This window comes from Mycobacterium sp. GA-1841 (assembly GCF_001954135.1).
GTDB lineage: Bacteria > Actinomycetota > Actinomycetes > Mycobacteriales > Mycobacteriaceae > Mycobacterium.
In genome coordinates this window covers 82,314-107,854 of the sequence record NZ_MBEQ01000114.1, presented here as the reverse complement: position 1 = coordinate 107,854, position 25,541 = coordinate 82,314, and the positions used below count along the sequence as shown (strand labels likewise).

Annotated in this window: 25 protein-coding genes and 1 pseudogene; 7 read left to right on the top strand and 19 right to left on the bottom strand. The window is 66.3% G+C overall.

All coding sequences use genetic code 11. From position 1 onward, the window contains the following. Position 1 precedes the first annotated feature (1 nt). From A5740_RS26275 to A5740_RS26265, 3 genes are all read right to left on the bottom strand, one after another. Positions 2-382 (bottom strand): hypothetical protein, encoded by a 381-nt coding sequence (locus tag A5740_RS26275; RefSeq protein ID WP_076199052.1) that lies wholly within the window; start codon positions 380-382, stop codon positions 2-4. 78 nt (positions 383-460) lie between these two features. Continuing rightward, entirely contained in the window at positions 461-2,350 is a 1,890-nt protein-coding gene (locus A5740_RS26270) for an acyl-CoA dehydrogenase family protein (RefSeq protein WP_076199088.1), read from the bottom strand. A 112-nt stretch (positions 2,351-2,462) separates the two neighbouring features. After that, positions 2,463-2,942 carry a nitroreductase family deazaflavin-dependent oxidoreductase gene (locus A5740_RS26265; RefSeq protein ID WP_076199050.1) on the bottom strand — a complete coding sequence of 160 codons (480 nt, stop codon included), beginning with the start codon at positions 2,940-2,942 and terminating at the stop codon, positions 2,463-2,465. Between the two features lie 79 nt (positions 2,943-3,021). Here A5740_RS26265 and A5740_RS26260 point away from each other — a divergent pair, with 79 nt between their 5' ends. Continuing rightward, positions 3,022-4,233 (top strand): CaiB/BaiF CoA-transferase family protein, encoded by a 1,212-nt coding sequence (locus tag A5740_RS26260; RefSeq protein WP_076199048.1) that lies wholly within the window; start codon positions 3,022-3,024, stop codon positions 4,231-4,233. 185 nt (positions 4,234-4,418) lie between these two features. Here the strand turns inward: A5740_RS26260 and A5740_RS26255 are convergent, their stop codons facing one another. Together A5740_RS26255 and A5740_RS26250 are read right to left on the bottom strand one after the other, a co-directional pair. Further along, positions 4,419-4,733: a hypothetical protein gene (locus tag A5740_RS26255; RefSeq protein WP_076199086.1), complete on the bottom strand. Its 315-nt coding sequence runs from the start codon at positions 4,731-4,733 to the stop codon at positions 4,419-4,421. Then, positions 4,733-5,086, bottom strand: coding sequence for a heme-binding protein (locus tag A5740_RS26250; protein WP_076199084.1), 354 nt, complete (start codon positions 5,084-5,086; stop codon positions 4,733-4,735). Before A5740_RS26250 ends, A5740_RS26255 begins: the two co-directional genes overlap by 1 nt. A 295-nt stretch (positions 5,087-5,381) precedes the next feature. On the opposite strand from A5740_RS26250, the gene A5740_RS26245 reads away from it, so the two are divergent. Then, positions 5,382-6,830 (top strand): DUF1254 domain-containing protein, encoded by a 1,449-nt coding sequence (locus A5740_RS26245; RefSeq protein WP_371454812.1) that lies wholly within the window; start codon positions 5,382-5,384, stop codon positions 6,828-6,830. A gap of 166 nt (positions 6,831-6,996) precedes the next feature. Here A5740_RS26245 and A5740_RS26240 read toward each other — a convergent pair whose 3' ends face one another. The 5 genes from A5740_RS26240 to ligD all read right to left on the bottom strand — a co-directional run bounded on the left by A5740_RS26240 (position 6,997) and on the right by ligD (position 11,633). Then, complete coding sequence (locus A5740_RS26240; RefSeq protein WP_076199046.1) at positions 6,997-7,446, bottom strand: STAS domain-containing protein; 450 nt, start codon at positions 7,444-7,446, stop codon at positions 6,997-6,999. A gap of 129 nt (positions 7,447-7,575) precedes the next feature. Continuing rightward, positions 7,576-8,205 carry a lactate utilization protein C gene (locus tag A5740_RS26235; RefSeq protein ID WP_254849346.1) on the bottom strand — a complete coding sequence of 210 codons (630 nt, stop codon included), beginning with the start codon at positions 8,203-8,205 and terminating at the stop codon, positions 7,576-7,578. Next, positions 8,198-9,664, bottom strand: coding sequence for a LutB/LldF family L-lactate oxidation iron-sulfur protein (locus A5740_RS26230; RefSeq protein WP_076199042.1), 1,467 nt, complete (start codon positions 9,662-9,664; stop codon positions 8,198-8,200). The genes A5740_RS26235 and A5740_RS26230 overlap by 8 nt, the downstream gene beginning before the upstream one ends. Then, positions 9,661-10,395: a (Fe-S)-binding protein gene (locus A5740_RS26225; protein ID WP_076199080.1), complete on the bottom strand. Its 735-nt coding sequence runs from the start codon at positions 10,393-10,395 to the stop codon at positions 9,661-9,663. Before A5740_RS26225 ends, A5740_RS26230 begins: the two co-directional genes overlap by 4 nt. Before the next feature lie 5 nt (positions 10,396-10,400). Beyond that, the gene (gene ligD, locus A5740_RS26220) at positions 10,401-11,633 is read right to left on the bottom strand and encodes a non-homologous end-joining DNA ligase (RefSeq protein WP_076199078.1); all 1,233 of its coding nucleotides are present in this window, start codon (positions 11,631-11,633) and stop codon (positions 10,401-10,403) included. A gap of 54 nt (positions 11,634-11,687) precedes the next feature. Between ligD and fadD2 the strand changes: the two genes are divergently transcribed. Further along, on the top strand, positions 11,688-13,361 hold the full coding sequence (gene fadD2, locus A5740_RS26215; RefSeq protein WP_076199040.1) for a long-chain-fatty-acid--CoA ligase FadD2: 1,674 nt from the start codon (positions 11,688-11,690) through the stop codon (positions 13,359-13,361). A 29-nt stretch (positions 13,362-13,390) separates the two neighbouring features. After that, on the top strand, positions 13,391-14,173 hold the full coding sequence (locus A5740_RS26210) for an SDR family NAD(P)-dependent oxidoreductase (protein ID WP_076199038.1): 783 nt from the start codon (positions 13,391-13,393) through the stop codon (positions 14,171-14,173). 16 nt (positions 14,174-14,189) lie between these two features. Here A5740_RS26210 and A5740_RS26205 read toward each other — a convergent pair whose 3' ends face one another. From A5740_RS26205 to A5740_RS26180, 6 genes are all read right to left on the bottom strand, one after another. After that, complete coding sequence (locus A5740_RS26205; RefSeq protein ID WP_076199036.1) at positions 14,190-14,501, bottom strand: hypothetical protein; 312 nt, start codon at positions 14,499-14,501, stop codon at positions 14,190-14,192. Positions 14,502-14,531: 30 nt separating this feature from the next. Further along, a complete protein-coding gene (locus A5740_RS28880; protein ID WP_076199076.1) occupies positions 14,532-14,819 on the bottom strand; it encodes a hypothetical protein in 288 nt (95 codons plus the stop codon). A gap of 131 nt (positions 14,820-14,950) precedes the next feature. Beyond that, positions 14,951-17,158, bottom strand: a complete 2,208-nt coding sequence (locus tag A5740_RS26195) for an acyl-CoA dehydrogenase (protein WP_076199034.1) — start codon at positions 17,156-17,158, stop codon at positions 14,951-14,953. A gap of 86 nt (positions 17,159-17,244) precedes the next feature. Beyond that, on the bottom strand, positions 17,245-18,234 hold the full coding sequence (locus A5740_RS26190) for a 2-hydroxyacid dehydrogenase (RefSeq protein ID WP_175616371.1): 990 nt from the start codon (positions 18,232-18,234) through the stop codon (positions 17,245-17,247). Further along, positions 18,210-19,337 (bottom strand): alpha/beta hydrolase, encoded by a 1,128-nt coding sequence (locus A5740_RS26185; RefSeq protein ID WP_076199032.1) that lies wholly within the window; start codon positions 19,335-19,337, stop codon positions 18,210-18,212. The genes A5740_RS26190 and A5740_RS26185 overlap by 25 nt, the downstream gene beginning before the upstream one ends. Then, positions 19,334-19,963, bottom strand: coding sequence for a TetR/AcrR family transcriptional regulator (locus A5740_RS26180; RefSeq protein ID WP_076199030.1), 630 nt, complete (start codon positions 19,961-19,963; stop codon positions 19,334-19,336). The genes A5740_RS26185 and A5740_RS26180 overlap by 4 nt, the downstream gene beginning before the upstream one ends. Before the next feature lie 98 nt (positions 19,964-20,061). Between A5740_RS26180 and A5740_RS26175 the strand changes: the two genes are divergently transcribed. Beyond that, on the top strand, positions 20,062-20,646 hold the full coding sequence (locus A5740_RS26175; protein WP_076199028.1) for a VOC family protein: 585 nt from the start codon (positions 20,062-20,064) through the stop codon (positions 20,644-20,646). 127 nt (positions 20,647-20,773) lie between these two features. On the opposite strand, the gene A5740_RS26170 is transcribed toward A5740_RS26175, so the two are convergent. Continuing rightward, positions 20,774-21,610: an SAM-dependent methyltransferase gene (locus A5740_RS26170; RefSeq protein ID WP_076199026.1), complete on the bottom strand. Its 837-nt coding sequence runs from the start codon at positions 21,608-21,610 to the stop codon at positions 20,774-20,776. Between the two features lie 16 nt (positions 21,611-21,626). Further along, on the bottom strand, positions 21,627-22,496 hold the full coding sequence (locus A5740_RS26165) for a helix-turn-helix transcriptional regulator (protein ID WP_076199024.1): 870 nt from the start codon (positions 22,494-22,496) through the stop codon (positions 21,627-21,629). 101 nt (positions 22,497-22,597) lie between these two features. Between A5740_RS26165 and A5740_RS26160 the strand changes: the two genes are divergently transcribed. Beyond that, positions 22,598-23,503, top strand: coding sequence for an MBL fold metallo-hydrolase (locus A5740_RS26160; RefSeq protein WP_076199022.1), 906 nt, complete (start codon positions 22,598-22,600; stop codon positions 23,501-23,503). A gap of 2 nt (positions 23,504-23,505) precedes the next feature. Then, a pseudogene (locus A5740_RS26155) lies at positions 23,506-24,905 on the top strand (carboxylesterase/lipase family protein). 1 nt (position 24,906) lies between these two features. Here the strand turns inward: A5740_RS26155 and A5740_RS26150 are convergent. Next, complete coding sequence (locus A5740_RS26150) at positions 24,907-25,521, bottom strand: TetR/AcrR family transcriptional regulator (protein ID WP_076199020.1); 615 nt, start codon at positions 25,519-25,521, stop codon at positions 24,907-24,909. Between the last annotated feature and the right edge of the window lie 20 nt (positions 25,522-25,541).

Here is a 25,541-nt window from a genome sequence, read left to right as displayed (position 1 = left end):
CTCAGAACGGTGTCGAGTGCGACATCAGGCTCAACATCAGCACGGTGGCGCACAACAGGGCACCGAACATCACCACGCCCATCACGATCACCACGAGCCACTCTATGCAGCGCTGTTTACCGCGAGCCAGCTTCGAGAAGCGTTGATCCTGCATGAGTTCGCATGCCACAACGGCGAATTCGACGTTCGTGACTTCAGCATTGGCGGCGGGCGCGCCGGAGGAGATCTGGCGTAGCCGGGCCGGGTCGATCGCGACGCCGACCCCGGCAAACCGCCGACTCATCTGCCGCGCCTGTCGCCGGCTGAGCCGGTGATCGAGCGTGGTCATCGCATGCGGCTGATGTCCCGATCCGCCGCCGTACGCGCTTGACGGGGTCGTCATAACGCTCTAAGTCTACGAGCGTGGCGGGTTCTCAGGAAGCCTGCGCGCGTGCGGTGTTCACGTGCGCAAGTACTTTGCTCACCGGATGACCCGGTGTACATCGTCGGTGACATCGCCACCGTCCTGAGCGATCCACGGACCATCGATCGACGGATCGATGATCCCCTCCTCCAACCACGCGTACCGACCGTCGAGCACGCGGTGGGCCAACGCCCGGTCAGTGTCGTCGCTGTTGTCCCAGAGTTCGGTGAACAGTCGGTCGGCCCGGCGCCGCGACTGTCGGCAGAACGCGTCGGCGAGCTCGACCTCGGCGTCCGGCCCGTCGCTCCCGGTCCGGACGCAGGCCGCCGTCATCGCGAAGAGTTCGGCGCCGATGTCGACGATCCGGCCGAGGAAACGCTGCCGGTACTCCAGCTTGCCCTGCCATCGCGACATCGCGTAGAAGGTGCTGCGGGCGAGCTTGCGGCTGGCCCGCTCCACATAGCGCAGGTGCTCGGCCAGCGGCCCGAACTCGGCGAAAGATGTTGGCAGCCGGCCTTTTCCGGTGACCAGGGTGGGCAACCAGCGGGCATAGAACTTGCCGGCTTGCGCGGCCGCTTTCGCTTTGTGCTTCAGATCGGCGTCAGGATCGATGATGTCGCCGGCCACCGACAGGTGCGCATCCACCGCTTCGCGGGCCAGCATCAGATGCATGATCTCGGTGGAGCCCTCGAAGATGCGGTTGATCCGCATGTCGCGCAGGATCTGCTCGACGGGCACGCCGCGTTCTCCGCGGGCGGCCAGCGATTCGGCGGTCTCGAAACCACGGCCGCCACGGATTTGCACCAGCTCGTCGGCGATCAGCCAGGTCATCTCCGAGCCGTACAGCTTGGCCAGGGCTGCCTCGATCCGGATATCGGTGCGGCCGGCGTCGGCGAGCTCGCCGGCCAGCTCGACCATCGACTCGATTCCGTAGGCGGTGGCCGCGATGAACGCCACCTTGCCGGCCACTGCGTCGTGCTCACCGACCGGACGGCCCCATTGGACACGCTCCTTCGACCATTCCCGGGCGATCTTCAGACACCACTTCGCCGTTCCGGTACACACCGCCGGCAGCGACAGGCGCCCCACGTTGAGTGTGGTCAGCGCGATCTTGAGGCCTTCTCCCTCGCGACCGATGCGGTTGGCTGCGGGCACTCGCACGTCGGTCAGCTTGGTCAGGCCGTTCTCGATGCCGTGTAATCCCATGAATGCGTTGCGGTTCGTGACGACGATGCCGGGGGAGTCCGCTTCGACGACGAAGGCGGTGATGCCACCTTTGTGTCCCTCGCCCGGAGGCACCTGGGCCATCACCACCAGCAGGTCGGCGATCACACCGTTGGTGGTCCACAGTTTGACCCCGTTGAGCAGGTAGTCGTCACCGTTGGGGGTGGCGGTGGCGTGCAATCTGGCCGGATCGCTGCCGACGTCCGGTTCGGTGAGCAGGAAGGCGCTGATCTCCCGCGTGCACCGCGGCAGCCAGGTCTGCTTCTGCTCGGCGGTGCCGAACATGGATACCGGCTGCGGGACGCCGATCGACTGGTGCGCCGACAACAAGGCGCCCAATGCGGGGTGGACCGAGCCCACCAGCGCGAGCGCCTTGTTGTAATACACCTGCGACAGGCCGAGCCCGTCGTAGTCGGTGCCGATCTTCATGCCGAACGCGCCGAGTTCCTTCAAGCCGCGGATGACCGCGTCGGGAATCTGGGCGTCGCGTTCGATGACCGCGGCGTCGATCTGCGTCTCGCAGAACTCCCGCAGCTTGACCAGAAATGCCTCGCCCCGTTCCATGGTTCCGGCGGGACCGCGTGGGTGCGGGTAGACCAGGTCCAGCCGTAATCGGCCGAGGAACAGTTCTTTGCCGAAGCTGGGTTGGTGCCACTGCGCTTCTCGCGCGTCCTCCGCGACCTGCCTGGCCTGTCGTTCGTTGACTTCTCCGGTAGCGGTCATCGCGGCCTCCATACGTCGGGCCCTAACCGTGACGGGATACCCGGCATTCGGTCAGTTCACGCGCATGGTCGACGGACCTCTGCAACCGTCGCTTCACCGGCCACCGGCAGACCTACCCGGAGGCCGCCGGCCGTAATGCAAATATCTGAAAAGTGCGCTCGCCCGCCCGTTCCTGCGCCAACGCATAGTTGGGCCAGAAGTCGAGAATGGTGTGCCACGCGCGCCGGCGTTCGACGCCGGTCAGCAACTCGACGGTGACGGTCTCGCGGTGACCGCCGCGATCGACGTCCGCGTGGTAGGTGGCCGCAAGATTGCGCGCCCACTCCGGATGTTTCGCCAGCCCCCAATTGGACCCGACAACCAGCAGTGACGAGTCGTCCGCGACGTATTGAACGGTGACGGTGCGCGGGATGCCCGACTTGCGCCCGGGCACAGTCAGTTGCAGCGATGGCAGGCCGGCCAGCTCGAGTACGCCGAGCCGGCCGCGGCTGGCCCGGCGCAGCAAGCGTTCGATGGGCGGGACCAGCCGGTGCCATTTGAGCATCAGCCGGTAGGAATGCGGACTGCCGGCCACCGCACCAAGAAGTCCCATCCGGTAAGCATAGGTACCTGGCCCGGTCTCGCTACACTTACCGTAAGTCCAACGGTTAGGAGTTGCGTTGATCAAGGTCATGCAGGGCGTGCGAGTGCTCGAGGTCGCGCAGTTCACCTTCGTTCCGGCGGCCGGGGCCATCCTCGCCGACTGGGGCGCTGACGTCATCAAGATCGAGCACCCATTGCGAGGTGACACCCAGCGAGGCTTCATCAACATGGGCGGGTTCCAGCTCGACCCCGACCGCCACCCCCTCATCGAGCATCCCAATCGCGGCAAGCGCAGCGTCGGTATCGACGTCTCCACGCCCGGCGGTCAGGAGGTCCTGTACGAGATCGCCAAGACAGCCGACGTCTTCCTGACCAATTACCTTCCCGCCCAACGGCAGAAGAACAAGTTCGACGTCGAGCACATCCGGGCGGTGAACCCGGACATCATCTACGCCCGCGGCAGCGCCTACGGGGACAAAGGGCCCGAGCGTGATACCGGCGGCTTCGACGGCACCGCCTTCTGGACCCGCAGCGGGGTCGGGCACGCGCTCACCCCGGAGGCGATCAACGGCGCACTGTCCCAAGGCATTCCGGCCTTCGGCGATTCGATCGGCGGGATGAACATCGCCGGTGGGATCTCGGCGGCGCTGTTTCACCGGGAGCGGACCGGGGAGACCGCCGAGATCGACGTCTCGCTGCTGAGCACGGCGTGGTGGGCGGCCGGCGCCAGCGTCACCCAGGGTATGGAGACCGGTGAGACCATGCGCTCGTTGATGCCCGACGATGCCACTTCGGTGAACCCGTTCATGGCCAACTACCGGACGTCCGACGGCGGCACCATCAACCTGTGCATCGTCAGCCCCACCGGTTACATCCGTGATGCCTTCGAACATCTCGGACTGCCCGAACTGGCCGATGATCCGCGGTTCTCCGATGTGTTGCCGCTGATCGAGAACGCCTCCGAAGGCGTCGAACTCATCGCGAAAGCGATCGGCAGCAAGCCCTTCGAGTACTGGCGTCAGCACCTCAAGACCATGAAGGGTCAGTGGGCGCCGTTCCAGAGCCTGGTCGATCTGGCCTCGGACGATCAGGCGGTGGCCAACGACATGATCGTCGAGGTGGAGGCCGCCGACGGTGGCAAGCCGTTCAAGGTGGTGCGCGGCCCGGTGCAGTTCAACCACGAACCGCTCGAGACCACCCGGGCGCCCCAGGCCTCCGAGCACACCGAGATCGTGCTGATGGAACTCGGCATCGACTGGGATCGGATCGAAGAACTCAAGAATTCCGGCGCCATCGCCTGAGCTGGTCCGTCGCGCCTGGTGTTGACCCGGTCCGGCGCTGCACCATTTTCCACGTGAGGGTTGTTGATTGGCGGGCTTGGCGACCCTCACGTAGAAACCGGCGTGGGACCCCAGGTTCGGGTTGAGGTGTCTGGAGTTGGCGCATGCCTAAGAGTGCGCGCTCGGGCAGGTGTGCGCCCAACGCTCTAGTTGCAGCCGCCCGCGTGGACCCACCGGCCGTTGTAACCGATGCAGCCGCTGACGTTCGAGCCCGGCGGCGGCGGTGGCGGCGGCGCGTCCTCCGGTAGCGGGGCGTAATAGGCGGGCGGCGGAACATACGGGGCGACGGCGTCGGCGATGTTGACGCAACCGCCGACGGAGATGCGGCGCCCGGCGCTCGCGCACACATCGGCGCCGGCAGTACCGGCGGGAGCGAGAACGACGGCGCCGGGCAGCGCGGTGAATGCGAGCGCCGCGGTGGCTGCGCGGAGCCACGGCGAACGCGAGGATGAGCCGAACATCATTGTCCCAGAGGTTGATCAGGTGCCTTGATTCCGCAGCGGTTGCGGAAGTCGGTCAACGGCTGACGGATACCGGCGAGGTCGGCGTGAGCTTGCGGGTTCGCGTCGAAGAACTCCTTGGTGGCTTGCGGAACCTCGTCATGCGGGCGACCGTGCAGGTTGGTGTAGAAATCGTTGACGTCGGGATGCGTCCACAGGTAGGTGGACGTCGCAGCGGCGACCCCGGAGGCGATGCCGGCGAGGTCGGCTGCGGTGCAGTTGGGCGGGCGCGGCGGTGGCTCGGCGGCGGCGGTCACGGGAACGAACACACCCACGACAACCCCGATGGCGCCAGCGGCGAAAGCCGGCACCATGCCGTAGCGCACGGTCTTCGGTGTGCGGGACACAGCGGGACTCCTTCCCCGAGGTGGGCAGGTGCCGTTTGCATCGCCCGGCGGGCCGAATTTTAGCAGGTAAGGCGGGGTATTGCGGCGAATCCGATCGCGCTCGATCTGTCCGCGTTCAGCGCCGCGTTGCTGCACCTGGATGCCCGCTGCTCGACTACCGTGAGCGCGTGCCGTTCCCCTTCGGCTGTATCCACCGCATCCCACGTCGCTTACATCTGATCAACCCTGGTCAATGGAAAACCCAAGAGAGGAACGGCGTTTCGTGAAAAAGGATCGCCGCGCGGCCAAATGGCTGGTCGCGCTCGGCACGACGATGTTGATGATGACCACGCCGGCATGTTCACCGTCGTCATCGGAGGAATCCGGTCGATCCGGATCCGGGCAGCTGACGCCCGATGACGCCAAGGCCATCGCCCTGGATGCGTACGTCTACGGCTACTCGCTGGTGACGATCGAGATGACGCGGCGGGTGATGACCAATGTCGAGAAGGTGGACGGCCCCCGCGCGCCCATGGGCCAGCTGATGCGGATGCGTGAGTATCCGAACGCCCAATTCCGCGACGTCACCGCACCCAACGCCGACACGCTGTACACAAACGGGTTCGTCGACGTCAAAGATGAGCCGTGGGTACTGAGCCTGCCGGACGCAAGCGACCGCTACTACCTGTTTCCGATGCTCGACGGCTATACGAATGTCTTCGAGGTACCCGGGAAACGCACCACCGGCACCGGGCCTCAGACTTACGCCATCACCGGCCCCGGCTGGAAGGGCACGCTGCCCGCGGGCGTGAAGGAGTACAAGTCGCCCACTTCGACGGTGTGGCTCCTGGGCCGGATCTACTGCGACGGCACGCCCGAGGATTACACCGCCGTGCACAAGATGCAGGACGAGATCTCGCTTGTCCCACTCAGTTCATACGGCAAGCCCTACACCCCGCCGGTCGGCAACGTCGATCCCGCCATCGACATGAAGACCCCGGTGCGCGAGCAGGTCAACAACCTGAGTACCGAGGCGTTCTTCGACCTGATGGCCGGCTTGATGAAGGACAACCCGCCGGCCCAGGCCGACCAACCGATCGTGGACAAGATGGCCCGGCTCGGCATCGTTCCCGGCGAAAAGTTCGACATCGACAAGCTCGGCGCTGACGTCGCCGCGGCGCTGCAATCGGTTCCCAAGGACGGCGTCGCCAAGATCCTCGCCCGGTTCAAGGAACTCGACGACGTCAACGGGTGGCAGTTCACCACCCAGACCGGTCAGTACGGCACCGACTATCTGCAGCGCGCGCTGATCACCTATGTCGGTCTCGGCGCCAACCGGCCCCAGGACGCCGTCTACCCGACCTCGGAAGCCGACACCGACGGCAAGCCCTACGACGGCGCCAACAAGTACACGGTGCACTTCGACAAGGGACAATTTCCTCCCGTCGACGGGTTCTGGTCATTGACCATGTACGACGAGGGTTATTTCTTCGTCGACAACCCGCTCAACCGCTACAACCTCAGCCAGCGGAATTCCTTCGTCACCAACTCTGACGGGTCGGTCGACCTCTATCTGCAGCACGACAATCCCGGTCCTCAGAAAGAAGCCAACTGGCTACCGGCACCGGGCGGAAAGTTCAACCTGATGCTGCGTCTGTACTGGCCGAAAGAAACCCCGCCGTCGATCATCGACGGCACGTGGAAACCACCTGCGGTCCACAAGGTTCCCTGACAACGGATCTGCCACGCACCTGACAAAAACGAGATGGCTGCCAGACCAGGTCTGGCAGCCATCTCGTTTACGTGTAGCGATGAATCAGGTGTGCACCGCCCGGTGGCGATGACGAAGCAGGCGGGTCAACCAGCGGACATCGATCAACATTGCGTTGGCCTTTCTCTCAGGCGCTCTTGGTAAGCAGGGGCAGCAACCGGCGACGTGCCGTGTTGCCTTCGGCGAAGTGATGCAGGACTTCTGGCACCGAGGAGCCGAGCGGTACGCCCACCTCCTGGCGGCGGATTTCGGCGGTCACCGGCTGGCTGGCCACCACTGCCCAGTCCACCCCCAACTCGCCACACCGATCATCGATGTCGAAGAACAGTGACATCGCCTGAGGTGCAAAGCTGTTGACGCCACTCAGATCGAGGGCCAACGGCTTCTCGGCAAGGATGAACCGATTCACGTAGGACGCGATCTGGTCGATGTTGTGACTGTCGACATCTCCCTTGACGGTCACCACCGTTGCCAGCTGGCGGCACTGCGCGCGCATCGATGCGCCCTCGCAGATGACTGCCGAGTTCCCGTACCGAAAATGGCGATCCAATGCCGGGGTGTTGTTCGTGAATGTCATGATCAGCCTCCCGCCGTCTTTCCTGAGCTCTGGCTGAGCTCCGTCGCGTCAACCTGTTCCCAACGCTAAGTGGGCAAAATAAGGCTGCTGGGAGCTGGCGTTAATGCTTTGCTAAGAACATTCGTCGACTTACCCGTCGGTAAGGTCGGCGACGATCAGTACGTCCAGGGTGCGGGGTCCGTGGACGCCCTCCACCCGCTGCAGTTCGATGTCGCTGGTAGCGCTCGGGCCGGAGATGAAAGTCAACGGCCGGAGTGGGTCGAGCGCGGCGAATGCCTGGGGCACGGTGTCGACGATCTGCTGTGTGCGCACCACACAGATGTGATGGTCGGGCACCAGGGTCAGCGCCCGCCGTCCCTGGCCGGCGCCGGCGTCGAGCACGATCGTCCCGGTCGCGGCAATACCCAGCGCGCACCCGGTCAGCACGGCATCGGCCCGGTCGAGTTGCTCGACGCTCAGTGGGGGCGCGTCGGGAACGGTCGTCAGCCCTGTCACCCAGTCGTGCGGCAGATCGGTGGGGACGACCACGGTGGCCTGCGGCCCGACCAATCCCAGGACTGTCGACGCGATCGCGTCGGCGTCGGTTCGATGCACCCGGGCCCGGTACTCGGCGACCGTCTCGGCGAACCGCTCCACATCGCCGGCTCGCGTCAGCGGCTCCCGGTGATAGTCGCGGGGCACGACGACCGGCTGTGGCGGCGCGGCAGCCAGCGCCGCCCGGACCCGGCCGAGTACCGCGGTCCTCGCCTGATCAGCCACCGTCGCCTCCACCATGCGTGCGCTTCCACCACTGCCGGAACGTCTCGGCGGGCGGGGCGGGAATGTCGCGGCTGGCCGTCCACGCCGACGCCGGCCACGGCAGCGTCGAGATCCGCCCGTCGCGCCCGGCGATCAACCGCCCGGCGGCCAGGGCCTTCTCCGCCAGCGCGAACCTGCCGGCCTCGGACATCGCCCAGCCCGCCGCCTTCATCGCCAGGTCCTGCCCGCCCGGCAGCCCGGTTCTGTCCTGGTCCACCTGCTCGGCACGAAGGTGCACCAGGATCGAGGGGATGTCGATGCGCACCGGGCAGGCTTCGAAACATGCCCCGCACAGCGACGACGCATACGGCAGGCTGGCGTTCGGGTCGTCGTGCCCGGTGGTGCCGGTCAGCATCGGGCTCAAGATCGCCCCGATCGGCCCCGGATAGACCGAACCGTAAGCGTGACCGCCGGTGCGCTCGTAGACCGGGCAGACGTTGAGGCACGCGCTGCACCGGATGCAGTGCAGCGCCGGGCGGCCCACTTCGTCGGCCAGCACCCGGGTGCGGCCGTTGTCCAGCAGCACCAGATGGAATTCCTGTGGCCCGTCGCCGGGATGCACGCCGGTCCACATCGAGGTGTAGGGGTTCATCCGTTCGGCGGTGGAGGAGCGTGGCAGCAACTGCATGAACACCTCGAGATCGGCGAAGGTCGGCACGATTTTCTCGATGCCCATCACCGTGATCAGGGTCTGCGGCAGTGTCAGACACATCCGGCCGTTGCCCTCGGACTCCACCACGGCCAGCGTGCCGGTCTCGGCGACGCCGAAATTCGCCCCGCTGACCGCTACCCGGGCGGTGAGGAACTTGTGCCGCAGGTAAGCCCGAGCCGCCATCGCCAGCACCCGGGGGTCGTCGGTGAGCTCGCCGACGCCGGGCATCTCGCGGGTGAAGATCTCCCGGATCTCGGCGCGGTTGCGGTGAATGGCCGGCACCAGGATGTGACTGGGCTTGTCGTGGCCGAGCTGCACGATGAGCTCGGCCAGGTCGGTCTCGAACGCGGCGATGCCCTGGGCTTCCAGGTATTCGTTGAGGCCGATCTCCTGGGTGGCCATCGACTTGACCTTGACGACTTCGTCGGTGCCGGTGGCGCGGACCAGGTCGGCGACGATGCGGTTGGCCTCGTCGCCGTCGCGGGCCCAGTGCACGACCCCGCCGCGCCGGGTGACGTTGTCCTCGAACTGCTCGAGCAACTCGGGCAACCGTGCCATGACGTCCTGCTTGAGCGCGCTGCCTGCTTCGCGCAACTGCTCCCAGTCGTCGCACTCGGCCACCGCGGTCAGCCGCTTGGTTCGAATCGTGTGGGTGGCATGACCGATGTTGCGGCGTAGTTGGGAATCCGCCAGTGCGGATCGGGCGGCTTTCGGAAACGGCTTGTCGCCCCGCAGGTTTCCGACTCCGGGCGTGCCGAGGAAAGTCATGGGGCGGCCGCCAGGATCTCGGCCAGGTGCACCGTGCGCACCCCGGAACGCAACCGGCTCAGCCCGCCGCCGATGTGCATCAGGCACGACGAATCCCCGGCGCTGCAGACCTCGGCATCGGTCTGCAGGATGTGGGCCATCTTGTCGGCCAGCATCGCGGTGGACGTATCGGAGTTCTTGATCGCGAAGGTTCCGCCGAAACCGCAACAGGATTCGGCCTCCGGCAACTCCACCAGGGTCAACCCCCGTACATGGCGCAGCAGGCGCAGCGGCTTGTCACCCACGCCCAACATGCGCAGTGAGTGGCAGGTCGGGTGGTAGGTGACCCGGTGCGGATAGTAGGCGCCGACGTCGTCGACACCGAGGACGTCGACCAGCAGTTCGGACAGTTCGTACGTCGTGGTGGCCAGCTTTTCGGCCCGTGACGCCAACTGCTCGTCACCGGCGCGTCGCGCCACCATCGCATGCTGGTGCCGCGCCGAACCCACGCATGATCCCGACGGCGCCACCACGGCATCGCAGCCCGCCGATTCGAAGGCCTCGACGTGATTGCGCACCAGCGCGGTGGCTTCCTTGAGATAGCCGGTGTTGACATGCATTTGGCCACAACAGGTTTGACCACTCGGGAAGATCACCTCGTGGCCGAGGCGCTCAAGCAATTCCACCGTGGCGATCGCGGCAGACGGAAACAGCGCATCCGCCAGGCAGGTTGCGAACAGGGCGATTCGCACCCGTCTCACCCCCGCTTCCACTGCGCGCCGCGGTAGTGCTCCCACGGGTTGTAATCGGCGATCAACTCTTCCTGCGGCGGGCGCTCGTCCTCGGGTACATGCTGCAGGTTGAGCCGCACCCGGTACCAGATCGAACTCGGCCCGCGCATGCCGTCGAGGAGGACGTCGACGGGCTCCAGTCGTGCGGCCGCGGCCGGATGATGTTCACGCCAGACCTCGAGGGCGGCGAGTGCCTCGTCCTTGGTCTTGGTCTTGGCGATCTCGATGAGCGGCATCGAAGAGACTCGGCGCCCGTCCCGGGACGCGCCCTTGGGCGCTTTCTCGGCCGGGCCGAGTTCCTTCGCGAGCGCGAGCAATCCGTCCAATTCCCCGGCCGTGGTGTCCATGCCTTCCCACGGGTCACCGATCTCGGCGAACCGGTCGGGCACGGTGGCGATCGTGAACGCCTCGGGGCGGCAGCCGTCGACCTCGTCCCAGCGCAGCGGGGTGGACACCCGGGCATCCGGGGTGGCCCGCACGGAATAGGCCGACGCCACGGTGCGGTCCTTGGCGTTCTGATTGAAATCGACGAAGACCCGTTCGCCCCGTTCCTCCTTCCACCACCGCGCGGTGGCGAGCTGAGGCACCCGATTCTCGACCTCCCGGGCCACGGTCTCGGCGGCCAACCGCACCTTGGTGAACGGCCAGCGCGGGTGGATACGGGAGTAGATGTGAAAGCCGCGCGATCCCGACGTCTTGGGCCAGGCGGTCAGGCCATGGTCCTCGAGTACCTCGCGCGCGACGTGGGCGACGGCGACGATCTGCGACCAGTCGACGCCGGGCATCGGGTCGAGGTCGACCCGTAATTCGTCGGGGTGGTCGAGGTCCTCGGCCCGCACGGGATGGGGGTTGAGGTCGACGCAACCGAGGTTCACCGCCCAGGCCAACCCGGCGGCATCGCGCAGCACCGCCTCCTTGGCCGAGGTGCCCGACCGGTACTTGAGCTCGGCCACCTCGACATAGTCCGGCCGCTTTTCCGGCGCCCGCTTCTGGAAGATGGCCTCGGTCGTGATGCCCTTGACGAACCGTTTGAGGATCATCGGGCGGCCGTACACCCCGCGCAGTGCGCCGTCGGCGACAGACCGGTAGTAGTTGATCAGGTCGAGCTTGGTTACGTGCACGTCGGGAAAAACGACCTTGTCGGGGTGGCTCACCGCCACCTCGAGGCCGTCGATCTCCAGCGACATTGCACCGGCCATGACCACATGCTAGTTACCGTCCCCGGCTTGATAGCTGTCACATATTGTGGCGGCATGCCTAGTTTGTCTGACCTGCCGGCGAACCTCACGGCCAAGGCCAAAGAGTATGTGGAGCGCGGTGCGGCCGAATTGCACTACGCGCGCAAGATGTTCGAGGCGGGTGCGCTCCGGTTGGAGCCGCCGCAACACATGGTCGCCATGTTGGCCGACATCCGCACCTGGGGTGAGATCGGGATGATCCCGGCTCTCAACGCGCGTCGTCATCCCGAGCGTGTCGCCGTCATCGACGACGAGGGCGAATTCACGTTCGGTGAGCTCGACGCGGCCGCCCACGCGGTGGCCAACGAGCTGCTCACGATGGGTGTGCGGGGCGGTGACGGGGTGGCGATCCTGTGCCGCAACCACCGGTGGTTCCTGGTGTCGCTCTACGGCGCCGCCCGGGTGGGCGCCCGGATCATCATGCTCAACACCGAGTTTTCCGGGCCGCAGATCAAAGAGGTGTCTGCGCGCGAAGGCGCGAAGGTGATCATCTACGACGACGAGTACACCGGTGCCGTCGCACAGGCCGAACCGGAGCTGGGCAAGCTGCGGGCGCTGGGCCACAACCCGGATTCCGAAGAACCGTCGGGCAGCACCGACGAGACACTGGCCGACGTCATCGCACGCGGCAACGGCCGCCCCGCGCCCAAGGCCGCCAAGCACCCCTCGATCATCATCCTGACCAGCGGCACCACCGGAACGCCCAAGGGCGCCAACCGTGCCGCCCCGCCGTCGCTGGCCCCGGTCGGCGGGGTGCTCTCGCATGTCCCGTTCAAGGCCGGCGAGGTGACTGCGCTGCCGGCGCCGATGTTTCATGCGCTCGGGTTCCTGCACTCCACCATCGCGATGATGCTCGGCAGCACGCTGGTGCTGCGCCGCCGGTTCAAGCCGGCCACGGTGTTCGACGATGTCGAGCGCCACGGCGTCACTGCCATGGTCGTGGTGCCGGTGATGCTCTCGCGCATGCTCGACCACCTCGAGCAGATGAAGCCCAAGCCGAATCTGTCCTCGTTGCGGATCGTGTTCGTCTCCGGGTCTCAGCTCGGGGCGGAGCTGGCGTCGCGGGCGCTGAAGGATCTCGGGCCGGTCATCTACAACCTGTACGGATCCACCGAGATCGCGTTCGCCAGCATCGCGCGACCCCAGGACCTGTCGATCAACCCGTCGACGGTCGGGCCGGTGGTCAAGGGCATCACCGTCAAGATCTTCGACGACAACGGCAACGAGCTCCCGCAGGGTGAGGTGGGCCGAATCTTCGTGCGAAACACCTTCCCGTTCAAGGGATATACGGGCGGCGGGCACAAGCAGATCATCGACGGCATGATGTCCTCGGGCGACGTCGGTTATTTCGACGAACACGGGCTGTTGTACGTCAGCGGCCGTGACGACGAGATGATCGTCTCCGGAGGCGAGAACGTGTTCCCCGCCGAGGTCGAGGATTTGATCAGCGGACACCCCGAGGTCGTCGAGGCCACCGCGCTGGGTGTGGAGGACAAGGAGTGGGGTGCGCGGCTGAAGGCCTTCGTGGTGAAGGTCGAGGGCGCCAGCATCGACGAAGAGGCGATCAAGGCCTACGTCAAAGAACATCTGGCCCGCTACAAGGTTCCGCGCGAGGTGGTCTTCCTCGACGAGCTGCCGCGTAACCCGACCGGCAAGATCCTCAAGCGCGAGTTGCGCGACCTGGAATAGGTTGCCCGCGTCGGTGGTAGTACAGCCTTGTGAACATCGATCTGACCGGAAAGACCGCGCTGGTCACCGGCTCGACCCAGGGCATCGGGCTGGCCATCGCCGAACAACTGGCCCGCGCCGGTGCCCGGGTGGCCGTCAACGGCCGCACGGCGGCGCGCGTCGACGAAGCCGTTTCCAAGCTGGGTGACCTCGACGTTCTGGGGGTGGCCGCCGACGTCGCGACCGAGGAGGGGACAGCTGAGCTGGTGCGTCAGCTGCCCGACGTCGACATCCTGGTGAACAACCTGGGCATCTTCGGTGCCGTGCCGCCGCTGGAGATCACCGACGACCAGTGGCGCACCTACTTCGACGTGAACGTCCTTGCGGCAGTGAGACTCATCCGTAGCTACCTGCCCGGGATGACCGAGCGCGGCTGGGGCCGCGCCATCCAGATCGCCAGTGATTCGGCGATCGTGACACCGGCCGAGATGATCCACTACGGGGTGTCCAAGACGGCACTGCTCGCGGTGTCGCGCGGTTTCGCCAAAGAGGCCGCGGGCACCGGTGTGACCGTGAACTCGGTGATCGCCGGACCGACCCACACTGCCGGGGTCGAGGATTTCGTCTACCAGCTGGTCGACAGATCATTGCCGTGGGAGGCCGCGCAGCGGGAGTTCATGATCAAGCATCGCCCGCAGTCTCTGATCCAGCGGCTGATCGAGCCTGAAGAGATCGCGAACATGGTGACCTACTTGGCTTCTGCGTTGGCTTCGGCCACCACGGGCGGGGCGTTGCGGGTCGACGGCGGTTACGTCGACTCGATCCTGCCTTAGATTCGCCCGAGGGGTGCTAAGCCATCATCGCGCTGCCCGGTACGGCCAGGCACACGAGCGACAGTGCCAGCAGGAACCAGCCGGCCCCCTGCCAGATCGGCCAGGTGCCCTCTGCTCGCCACACCTGATACGTCCGGATGAACGCGCCGACCCCGCCGAGGAAGGTGATGGTCGGGACCAAGACGGCCGACAGTGTCGAACGGTCGAAGGCGTAGAAAGCAAGGGCCACACCGGCGACCGCGGCGACGCACACGACGTAGGTCACCGCGGCACGAAACACCGCCGGGTCATGCCAACGCTTTTCGACATCGTTCTTGTCGCTGCCCATATCGCCCACTCACATTGTCAGGTCACGTTGTCATGGCGGCCCGTTGATGTACCAGGCCAAGCAGCCCGGCCGGTCCCGGCACGCGATGATCGCGCCCGCATCAGGAGCGGCCCCGCGTACCCGAGGTTGCCGTGGCGGCAGATTGCAGTTCACCACGTAGGGGTTCCACGGAACCACCCCGTTCACACATGGTGGCTGGGCCTGGGTGTCGGCGGGTGGGGCGAGTTGAGACCAAACGGCGGTCGGTGCGACGACGACCGACAGCGCGGCTGCGCCCACCATGATCGGGCGCAGAAGGCGTTGTCGTGACGTACTCATCATCGAGTGTCAACCGTTTCTGGTAGCCGTCTATTTCGACGGTACGCCTGACACCTTGGCGAGCAGACACAAACCCGCACCAAAACCGGCAATTTGGTACGGGTTTATGTCTTTTCGCAGGAAGGAAAGACTTACGGATCGCGCGGCAGGCCCAGCAGGCGTTCGGCGATGATGTTGAGCTGCACCTCGGTCGTGCCGCCGTAGATCGTGGTGGCCCGGCTGGCCAGCAGGTACTCGGCCCACCGGCCGTACTCCTGATCGGGATCGCCGATGGCGCCGTCGGTGCCGAACGAGGCCACCGCGAACTCCGCATAGCCCTGACCGGTCTTCATCGACAGCAGCTTGGAGATCGCGGCGGCGGGCATCGCGTCGCCCCCGGCCAGTGTCAGCAGGGTGGACCGTAGGTTGAGCACCTTGGCGGCATGCCCCTCGGCGATCAGCTGGCCCGCCCGGTTCTGGTCGATCTGGTCGAACTGTCCCGCCCCGAGGAACGCCACGAACTGATCGAGATTGGCGAGGAACGGTGGCTCGCTGCTGCCGATCGACACCCGCTCGTTGGTCAACGTGTTGCGGCTGACCTCCCACCCGCGGTTGACCTCACCGAGCACCATGTCGTCAGGCACGAACACGTCATCGATGAACACCGTGTTGAACATCGCGTTGCCGGTGAGCTCGCGCAGCGGCTTGACCTCGACACCCTCACTGAACATGTCGAGCAGGAAATACGTGATGCCCTGGTGTTTCGGCGCACTCGGGTCTGTCCTGGCCAACAGTGCGCCCCATTGCGAGAACTGGGCCCCGGTCGTCCAGATCTTCTGTCCGGTGATCCGCCAGCCGCCGTCGACCTTGGTGGCCTTGGTGGTCAGGCTGGCCAGGTCCGAACCGGCACCCGGCTCGGAAAACAGCTGACACCAGATCATCTCGCCGCGGAACGTCGGCGGCAGGAACCGCTGCTTCTGCTCGTCGGTGCCGAACGCCACGATCGACGGGATGATCCAGGAGGCGATGCCCATCTGCGGGCGCTTCACCCGGCCGGTGCTGAATTCCTGGGCGATGATGATCTGCTCGATCGGTTCCGACGCGCGGCCCCACGGCGTGGGCAGGTGTGGTTGTACCCAACCGCCCTCGGCGATCGCGGTATTGCGCTCGGCCCCGCTCGGAATCGCTTTGAGTGCAGCCACTTCGGCGCGGATTTCGTCACGCAGCTTCTCGGTGTCGGGATCCAGGTCGATATCGACCGGGCGCATACCGGTGGCGGTCGCGGTGTCGACCACCAGCTGCGGGTAGTCCGCGGCACGTCCGAAACACGCCGCCAGCACCAGCGCACGGCGGTAGTACACGTTGGTGTCGTGTTCCCAGGTGAATCCGATGCCACCGTGCACCTGGATGCAGTCCTGGGTGGTGTGCTGCGCTGCGGCGGGAGCCAGGGTGGCGGCCACTGCGGCGGCGAACTCGAAATGGGTTTGCGCAGAGGAGCTTTCCTGCGTCTCGTCCAAGGCGCGGGCCGCGTCCCAGACCGCCGCGGTGGCCCGTTCGGTCTCGGCGATCATCCCGGCGCACTTGTGCTTGATCGCCTGGAACTGGCCGATCGGCCTACCGAACTGTTCACGGATCTTGGCGTAACCGGTTGCGGTGTCGGTGGCCCAGCGCGCGACACCGATGGCCTCGGCGGACAACAACGTGGAAATCAGCGCCCGGGCCCGGGCTGCGCCCAGGTTGGCCAGCACGCGGTCGGCCTCCTCAGCGGGGCCGACCTCGACGGCGTTGGCCCGCACATGCGCCAGCGGACGCAGGGGATCGACGCTGGGCACCGGCTCGATCTCCAGGTCGGCGGCGTCCAGCACCACCCACTCCACCCCGGAATCGATCGCGACCGGCAGCACCAGCACCGAGGCCTGCGCCGCGGCCGGCACCGCCCGGGCCTCGCCACGGATCACCAGGCCCTCGCCGTGACGAGTCGCGGTCAGGCCGGAGTCGATGGCGTATGCGGCGATGGTGTCACCGGAAGCCAGGCCGGTGAGGATCTTCGCCTCGGGGTTGTGCGCGGAGATCAAGGTGCTTGCGATGGCGGACGGCACGAACGGTCCCGGCACCGCGCCGTAGCCGAACTCGGCCAGGGTGATGGCCAATTCGAGGACGCCGAAGCCTTGCCCGCCAACGGTTTCCGAGAGGTGGACACCCTGCAGGCCCTGATCGGCTGCGGCCTTCCAATACGGCGGGGGGTTGGGGACCGGTGTCTCGAGCGCTTCGTGCAGCACCTCCGCCGGCGCCACCCGGGCGACCAGGGATCGGACCGAGTCGGCCAGATCGCTGTGCTCAGACGTAATCGCAATGGGCATGCGGTTCCTCCATCCGGGGCATATCTCTATTAACCGGTCGGTTGGGCCCGAGGGTACCCCGACGTGACCGGCGCCACTCCGTCGCCCTATCTCACCCCGTTCACCACGTGGGCCAGTGGTTCACCATCGCGGATCCGGCGGCAGTTGTCGATCGCCATGGTCAGATAGCGGCGCATGGTGTCGACGGTGTACCAGGTGACGTGCGGGGTCAGCACCACGTTGGGCAGCGCGAGCAGGGGATTGCCGGGCGGCACCGGCTCCTCGGCGAACACATCCAGACCGGCCGCGGCCAACGTGCCGGTGCGAAGGGCGTCGATCAGGGCGGGCTCGTCGATGATCGGCCCTCGTGCGGTGTTGACGACGACGGCGCCCGGCTTCATCTTCGCCAACGCCTCGCGGTCGAGTAGTCCGCGGGTCGCGTCGGTCAACGGCAGATGCAGCGAGACGATGTCGCTGGCCCCCAACAGTGTCGACAGGGTGCGCCACTGCGGATGACCGGTGTCGCGAGTGCTGGTGTGGATCACCTGGGCGGGGTCGGCGCCCATGGCGATGACGATCTTCTCGACGCGCTTGGCGACATTGCCGTAGCCGAGTAACCCGACCGTGCAGCCACCGATGTCGCGGACGGTCTCACCCAGGCTGGGATCCGATGGCCAGCCGTTGCCGTCCCGGGTGGCACGGTCGAGTTCCGGTAATCGGCGCAGTGCAGCCAGCATGAGCAGCACGGTGCCCTCGGCCACCGACGGGGCGTTGGCACCGGGCATGTTGGCCACCAGGATGCCGAGCCGGTCGGCGGTGTCCACGTCGATGGTGTTCACCCCGGCACCCAGCTTGTGCACCAGCCGCAGCCGCGGCCCGCGCTGCAGGTCGTCGCCAGAGATCGGCCGCAGGACGTGCCAGAGCACCTCGGCGGCTGGGAGTTCCCGGTAGAACGTGGCGTCGTCGTCCTCGTCGCAGAAGTGTACGTCCAGCCAGTCTTTATGGGCTGCAAGGAGATCCAACACTTTGTCGCCCGGGGTGAAATGCGCCAGGACTCGGATCGGTTCCGGATTCACTGCCACCGCTTCGCGATCCATCCGGCGATGGTATCGGCTTGCTCACCGCGGGCGCCCGGGGTGGTGAAGTAATGATCGGTGTGGATGGAGCACTGCTCCTTGTCTGTGCTCGCCAGCGCATTGTAAATGCGTTGGGCGTCCGACGGATACACTCCGGTGTCCTGGTCGGCGTTGATGACCAGCGCCGGGCAGGAGATTCGGGCCAGGTGTGGTTCGGCCCGCGTCTGGGCATGCCGCAGGCTCCACATGCCGATCCAGTTGCGCAGCGTGGTGGCGGCGGCGATGCCGCGGGCCGAGCGGTTCGCCTTGACCGGTACCCCGGCATAGCACAGGTTGGCCTGCCGGTTGGTCGGCTCGATGGCCGGATCGACCATCCGTGGATCGGCCCAGGTGCGCATCACGGTGAACGGACGGTCTGAATAGCCCTCTGCCTTAACCCGTTTCAGCTCGTGCTCGGCCCAGTCGGTGATCTTGTCGTTGCGTGCCACCTGCGCTGCGCGATAGCGGTTGACGAAGTCGGCCGAGAACGGCGGGCCGTTGCGCTCGTCGAACAGGTCCAGCTCGGGATCGCCGGCGATGGCGTCGTTCTCGTCGACGACGGAGGCGTCCATCCAGGCGGTCAGCACATCCGGCCGACCGGGATGGGCCGCGCTGGCCACGTATCCGTCGGCGGGTAGGAGGTCGGTCAGGCCCGTCGCCGGCCGCATCCCCTCCAGTGGCTGCACGTTCGGGTCGACGGCCTGGGACTGGTAGGCGGCCATCAGCGAGCCGCCGCCGGAGTTGCCCAGCAGGACAACAGTTTCGATGCCCTGTACTTCACGGAGCCAGCGCACGCCGACCCCGATGTCGACCAGTGCGTGGTCCAGGAGAAAGCTGCTCTCGAATCCGCGGAACCGGGTGTTCCAGCCGAGAAAGCCGATGCCTCGGGTGGCCAGATGGTCGGCGATGTAGTGCTCGGAGAAGTCGATCTGGTAGTGCGTGGCGATCACGGCCACTGTGGGTTTGTGTTCCGTGCTGCGATAGTAGAGCCCCTGGCACGGGTGCCCACCCGCGCCGGCGCGGTGGCCGGTCGGTGATTCCAGGCCGATGAACTCGCGAACCACTGCCGGTGACGCTGTACTCATGAACGCGGGGTCTCCTCGTGGTAGATGGTCCGGTAGAACACATTGGCCAGGGTGGTGATGCAGGCAGTGTCGTCGGCGGTGGTGTCGCGTCCGCCGGACAGTTGGGTGTAGCAGAACTGGTTGAGCATCGACACCAGCGCCACCGCGGTCAGGTGGGCGTCATCATCGGGGCAGAACCCTTGCTGCTGAGCATGTTTGACCATTTCGGTGATCATGGCGATCGGTAGCTGGCAGATCTCGTCCCAGTACTCGGCGAAATCGTCGTCGATCATCGCCATCTGCGACACGCTGATGATCTCGGCCAGGCGGTGCCGGTAGGTCGTCCAGTGCGCGGAGGCCGCCTGATGGCAGCGTTCCCAGTTGGTCAGATTCGGTGCCGTCGCCGGAAGCGCGCGTTCGCGGGCCTCGTTGCGAAACCGCAGGGCCCATTCACGGACCATGGCCTCTTTCGAGGCGTAATAGTTGTAGAACGACGCGGCAGAGCGGCCCGCCTCGGAGGCGATGTCGGTGATGGTGGTGGCCAGGAGGCCCTTGCGGGCGATCACCGCACGAGCGGCGTTGTCGATCGCCGCCTGGGTTTGGCGGCCGCGGGCGGTCGGCAGAGGGGTACGAGGGCTGACGGTCACGGATTTCCTCACTCCATTGATCACATCTAAATCTGATGTTAGATTCAGATGCGCAGCCGCGCCAGTCATCGGCGCGTTCGGCCCGGAGGTGTATCGACGTGATCAAGCCTGACAATCCCAACCCGGAGTTCGAGTTCGGCGGCATCAACCATGTCGCGCTGGTCTGTGCGGACATGGCGCGCACGGTGGACTTCTACACCAACGTGCTCGGGATGCCGTTGATCAAATCGCTCGACCTGCCCGGCGACATGGGTCAGCACTTCTTCTTCGATGCGGGCAACGGCGACTGCATCGCGTTCTTCTGGTTCCGCGATGCCCCCGACGGGGTACCGGGGATTTCGGCGCCGGCCGCGATACCGGGCATCGGTGAATTCGTCAGCGCCACCGGCTCACTCAACCACATCGCCCTACACGTGCCCGCCGAGAAGTTCGACGAGTATCGGCAGAAACTCAAGGCCAAGGGCGTTCGCGTCGGCCCGGTGCTCAACCACGACGACAGTCCGATGCAGGCGTCGGCGACCGTGCATCCCGGCGTGTACGTCCGGTCGTTCTACTTCCTCGACCCCGATGGCATCACACTGGAATTTGCCTGCTGGACCAAGGAATTCACCGACAACGACGCCCAGACGACGCCCAAGACCGCCGCCGATCGGCGTCCGCCGGTGGGTGTCGATGCCCGCTGATTTTTCGCCCTGGTCGGGCTGGCACTTTCGGCCTTACGCGTCATTGTCACGCCGGCGTGGCTGTCACACACCGCAGTCACTCTGGCGTGACTGTGGCGGACCGTGACAGCGCAAGGCGCCACGACGCTTACCGCTTCGTGGCGGTGACGAAATATCCGCGTGGGACGCCTGGAACATCCAGCGGCACCGCCGGGGCGAACCACCGATTCCACTTGTTTCCCGGTTCGGCCACATCGGTGACCACCGCTGACCAGCCTAACGGTTCGCACAGTTGTTCCGGGCTGTCGGTGCCGAACAACCACGGTGCACCATTGCGGGCCATCTGCTCGCGGACCGCCGCGAGCATCACGTTGTCCAACAAGGTCTTGCCGACGATGTCGTAGAGCAGCACCGAGCCTTGCACAGACAAGGTGTTCACCCGCCGGAACAGGGTGTGTACGGCGTCCTCGTCGAGATATTGCAGCAATCCCTCGATCAACCACACGGTCGGTTGCGCCGCGTCAAAGCCGTTGGCCTGCAAGGTTTCGGACCAGTCGGTGGTGAGATCGACGCCGATGGCGACCCGACGGCAGCGGGGCCGGTCGCCGGCCAGCGCGTCGGCCTTGGCCGCGATCACGGCCGGCTGGTCGAGTTCGTACAGCGTGCTGCCGTCGGGCCAGGGCAGCCGGTAGGCGCGCGCATCCAGGCCCGCGGCGAGAATCACCACCTGCCGCGCCGCCGACGCCGCGTCCAGCAGTGCCTCGTCCCAGAACCGGGTGCGCACCACGATCTGCAATGTGGATTTGTCCCCGGCCGCGGCGACGGCCTCGGCGAGCATGCGCTGTCCTGAATCGCCGGCGAGCTTCTCCGCGAATGGATCGGTGAAAAGCCGGTCGGGGCGCCGGTTTTCCCGGGCACGAATCGCGGCCACCAGGACACCGGTATCGGCCACACCCTGTCCGGGGGTCTGCTCGGGATCGGTCATACCGCCATCATGCGCGTCACAGGGCACTCGGGGCGTGGATATCTTTGTCCCGGCGTTCCCGCGCGAGGAGCTGCAACGCATCTGCTGAACTCGAACCCTCCGCCGTCGTCACCACACACAGTGATTGTTCGACGTCGCGGGCGAGTTTCAGGTTCTGCATGGTGACGGTGAGCGGTCCGGCGAGCGGATGGCGAAGGTCATAGGAGTCTGCCTCGCACGGTTTGACACGGTGATCGGCCCACAGCGACGCGAATTCCGGGCTCTTCACCGACAATTCACCGATCAGCCCCGACAACAGCGCATCGTCAGGATGTCGGCCCGCGGCCAGGCGCAGGCTGCCGACCACGGTCCGAACCTTGCGATGCCAATCCACATAGAGGTCTCGGGTGTGCGAGTCGAGGAACAGCAGCCGGGCCAGATTAGGCCGGGTCGCCGGATTGTCCACCGACGTGAAATCCACATGGCCGGCCAACAGGGCATGCCCGAGCTCATTCCACGCCAGCACATCGGTGCGACGGCCGATCACCAGCACCGGCAGGTGATCCAGCGAACGCAACAGGTCACGGGTCGGTGCGCTGACGCGTTCGACCGGGGGACGTCGGGGGGGTTGTGCGCGTTGGGCCGCCAATTCCCGCAGATGCGCCTGCTCGTGAACATCCAATTGCAGGGCCCGTGCCAGCGCGTCGAGAATTGCCTCCGAGGCATTGACCGACTGACCCTGTTCCAGGCGGGTGTAGTACGACACGCTGACCCCGGCAAGCTGGGCAACCTCTTCCCGTCGCAGCCCCGCCACCCGGCGTCGTTCGCCGTACCGGGACAGCCCCACATCCTCCGGGCTCAGCCGTCCACGCCGGGCCCGCAGGAATTCTCCGAGTTGTCCGGTCATGACCCCACTATGCCCCCGATCGTCCGAGCCGTGCCTGTCCCTGCCAGTGGTAGGCACAGCTGAGCCTGGTTGGCGGATGCCCGCGAAATCACGCTGGGGACATGAACGAAATCGTGTTGGGCAATGTCCGCGTGACCCGGGTGATGGAGTACTACGGATCGGTCCGGCTGTCGCCGCAGGAGTTCTTCCCGGAAAGTCCCGACGAGATATGGCGTCGCAACGAAGGATGGCTGGCGCCGGACTTCTACGACCCCGGTGACGACGTCTGCGTCTCGGCCATCCAGACCTGGGTACTGCGCAGCGAGGGCCGGACCATTCTGGTCGACACCGGGGTGGGCAACCACAAGGACCGGCCCCATGCCCCGGTGTGGCATCACCTGGACACCGATTTTCTCGGGAACCTGGCCCGGGCCGGTGTTGCTCCCGAAGATGTCGACGTGGTGATCAACACCCATCTGCATGTCGACCACGTCGGCTGGAACACCTACCTCGATGACGACGACTGGATCCCGACCTTCCCGAACGCCACCTACCTGATGCCGCGAGCCGACTTCGATTTCTGGAATCCGGACAACAGGAGTGACGTGGTCGCGGGACGGGACAACGTGTTCCTCGACAGCGTTGCGCCGGTCCACGCCGCCGGGCAGACGGTGCTGTGGGAAGACGTGTTCCAGATCGATGCCAACCTGACGCTGGAAGCGGCCCCGGGACACACCCCGGGCTCCGCGGTCGTCAGGCTGCACTCTGGCGGCGACCGTGCGGTCTTCGTCGGCGACATGATGCACACTGCCTTGCAGATCGTCGAACCCGACACCAACAGCTGCTACTGCGAGGATCCGGCACAGGCGCGGGCCACCCGGCGGCGGGTACTGGGCCAGGCCGCTGACACAAACACCCTGGTGATACCGGCCCACTTCGGCGGGCACGGCGGTGCCGAGGTGAGCCGCGACGGCGACCGGTATGCGATCAGGGCGTGGGCACCGCTGGACCGGGTGACGGGGGCCTGAGCATGGTTGAACCGATCGTCGAGACCGCAACCGGTGCCGTGCGGGGGCTGCGGACCCCGCATGCCCTGAGGTTTCTCGGCGTTCCGTATGCCGCCCCGCCCTCGGTGGCGGGCCGGTTTGCGGCTCCGGCGGCCCACGAGCCGTGGCGTGATGTTCGCGATGCGACGCAGCCCGGCCCCACCGCACCACAGCCATGCCGTAACGGCTTCGGCCGCCTGGACATGTCGCCCTTCTTCGGTCCGGGCTGGGTGCGGGGCTCTGACTACCTCACGGTCAACGTCTGGGCCCCGCCGAACGCCGACCGCCGACCGGTGCTGGTGTTCGTGCACGGAGGCGGTTTCGTCGCCGGCTCCACCCGTTCCCCCTTTACGACGGCACCGCCTTCGCCCGTGACGGCCTGGTGTTGGTGACGGTCACCTACCGGCTGGGAATCACCGGATTTCTGGACCTCGCCGGAGCGGTACCCAATCGTGGCCTGCTCGACGTGTTGGCCGCACTGGGCTGGGTGCAGGACAACATCGAGGCATTCGGCGGCGATCCCGGCAACGTCACCCTGTTCGGACAGTCAGCCGGCGCGACGATCACCGCCGGCGCGCTGGCCACGCACGGCGTTCAGCGGTTGATCCGTCGGGCAATCCTGCAGAGCGGCAACGGCTTCGGTGCGTTCAGTCCAGAACAGGCTGCACGGGTGAGCCTGGCCGCGGCCGCGGCTCTGGATCTCGAGCCCACCGTCGCGGCCTTCGATCGGTTGACCGACGACCAACTCGTCGAGGTGGTTGCCGAGGTGTCCGGGCTCGACCTGCGCACCGAGGCAAGTTTCGACCCGCTGCTGGGTTTGAGTGCGTTCAGCTTGGTGCTGGAAGAACAGCCGGCGCAGCGGCTCAACCCCGCGGTGGGTCTGCTCATCGGGACCAACACCGAGGAAGGCAATTTGTATCTGGTTCCGCAGGGTCTCGTCAACACGTCGACCCGCGATGACGTCGAGCAGATCGCCGCCCGGGTGGACTCTGACCCGGCCGCCGTCGTGCAGCGGTACCGCGCCCGCTTCCCCCGGGCCGGCTGGGGCGCACTGCGCGCAGCGATTCTCGGTGACGCGTTGTTTCGGACCGGCAGCGAGAGGACGGCCCGAACCCATGCGGAACTGGGTGGCGCCGCTACGCACCGTTACGAATTCTCTTGGCGCTCAGGAGCTGTCGACGGTGCACTCGGTGCAGCCCACGCGGTGGAGCTGCCGTTCGTCTTCGACTGCATCGGCCTGGAGTCACTACGCGGACCGCACGGGCTGGTCGGGCCCGGCGAGCCTGCGGTCACGTTGGCCGACCAGATGCACGGCAGCTGGATCCGCTACGCCACCACCGGGGATCCGGGCTGGGCGCCGTCGGTGACGCGCAGGTTCGAATAGGTCAGCCTCCTGGGTGCTGCATCCGGGCCAGCGCATCGAGCATCGAGCGCAATCGTCCGATGAGCTGTTCGGGGGAGAGCGTGACTTCCCCGGACAGCCAGGCACTGATCGTCTGCGTCACCCCGCCGACAGCGAAATACGAGGTGGCCTTGCGGAAGTCGTTGTCCTCGAGGCGCAATGCATCACCGGCATGTTGGCCCAGTAGTCGAGCGAACAGCGCCACCGACTCGACGCGTTTGCGGGTCAGCACGTCGTTGGACAGTTTGACGCTGAACAGCAGCCGACCGATCCGCGGATCCTCGGCGATCAGGTGGACGATGTTGGCCATGCCCGCGGTGCTCTGCTCGGCCAGTGGCACGGCGGCCACGGCGGCCTGCGTCGAGGTGGCGATGTCGGTGATCACCCAGTCGTACACCGCGGCGATGAACTGATCCTTGTCGACGAAGCTTTCGTAGAAATACCGCGCGGCCAACCCGGCGGTGCGGCAGACGGCGCGCACTGTCACCTCGGCGTCCTCGGCTCCGAGCAGGTCCAACCCGGCCTCCAGTAGCTGGCTGCGTCGTTGCGCGAGGCGGTCGGCCGCTTCGACGCCGCGGTACGGGCGGACCTGCTTCATCCCCACATCTTGACACCTGT

Coding starts and splice junctions, on each gene's coding strand:
- A5740_RS26265 (WP_076199050.1), bottom strand. CDS start 2,942: ATGGGACTTCTTGGTGCGGTGGCCGGCAGTCCGCATTCCTACCGGCTG.
- A5740_RS26150 (WP_076199020.1), bottom strand. CDS start 25,521: ATGAAGCAGGTCCGCCCGTACCGCGGCGTCGAAGCGGCCGACCGCCTC.
- A5740_RS26195 (WP_076199034.1), bottom strand. CDS start 17,158: ATGCCCATTGCGATTACGTCTGAGCACAGCGATCTGGCCGACTCGGTC.
- A5740_RS26230 (WP_076199042.1), bottom strand. CDS start 9,664: ATGACTTTCCTCGGCACGCCCGGAGTCGGAAACCTGCGGGGCGACAAG.
- A5740_RS26205 (WP_076199036.1), bottom strand. CDS start 14,501: ATGGGCAGCGACAAGAACGATGTCGAAAAGCGTTGGCATGACCCGGCG.
- A5740_RS26275 (WP_076199052.1), bottom strand. CDS start 382: ATGACGACCCCGTCAAGCGCGTACGGCGGCGGATCGGGACATCAGCCG.
- A5740_RS26250 (WP_076199084.1), bottom strand. CDS start 5,086: ATGGTGCCGGCTTTCGCCGCTGGCGCCATCGGGGTTGTCGTGGGTGTG.
- A5740_RS26270 (WP_076199088.1), bottom strand. CDS start 2,350: ATGACCGCTACCGGAGAAGTCAACGAACGACAGGCCAGGCAGGTCGCG.
- A5740_RS26185 (WP_076199032.1), bottom strand. CDS start 19,337: ATGAGTACAGCGTCACCGGCAGTGGTTCGCGAGTTCATCGGCCTGGAA.
- A5740_RS26165 (WP_076199024.1), bottom strand. CDS start 22,496: ATGACCGGACAACTCGGAGAATTCCTGCGGGCCCGGCGTGGACGGCTG.
- A5740_RS26190 (WP_175616371.1), bottom strand. CDS start 18,234: ATGGATCGCGAAGCGGTGGCAGTGAATCCGGAACCGATCCGAGTCCTG.
- A5740_RS26260 (WP_076199048.1), top strand. CDS start 3,022: ATGCAGGGCGTGCGAGTGCTCGAGGTCGCGCAGTTCACCTTCGTTCCG.
- A5740_RS26170 (WP_076199026.1), bottom strand. CDS start 21,610: ATGACCGATCCCGAGCAGACCCCCGGACAGGGTGTGGCCGATACCGGT.
- A5740_RS26160 (WP_076199022.1), top strand. CDS start 22,598: ATGAACGAAATCGTGTTGGGCAATGTCCGCGTGACCCGGGTGATGGAG.
- fadD2 (WP_076199040.1), top strand. CDS start 11,688: ATGCCTAGTTTGTCTGACCTGCCGGCGAACCTCACGGCCAAGGCCAAA.
- A5740_RS26255 (WP_076199086.1), bottom strand. CDS start 4,733: ATGTTCGGCTCATCCTCGCGTTCGCCGTGGCTCCGCGCAGCCACCGCG.
- A5740_RS26240 (WP_076199046.1), bottom strand. CDS start 7,446: ATGACATTCACGAACAACACCCCGGCATTGGATCGCCATTTTCGGTAC.
- ligD (WP_076199078.1), bottom strand. CDS start 11,633: ATGGCCGGTGCAATGTCGCTGGAGATCGACGGCCTCGAGGTGGCGGTG.
- A5740_RS28880 (WP_076199076.1), bottom strand. CDS start 14,819: ATGAGTACGTCACGACAACGCCTTCTGCGCCCGATCATGGTGGGCGCA.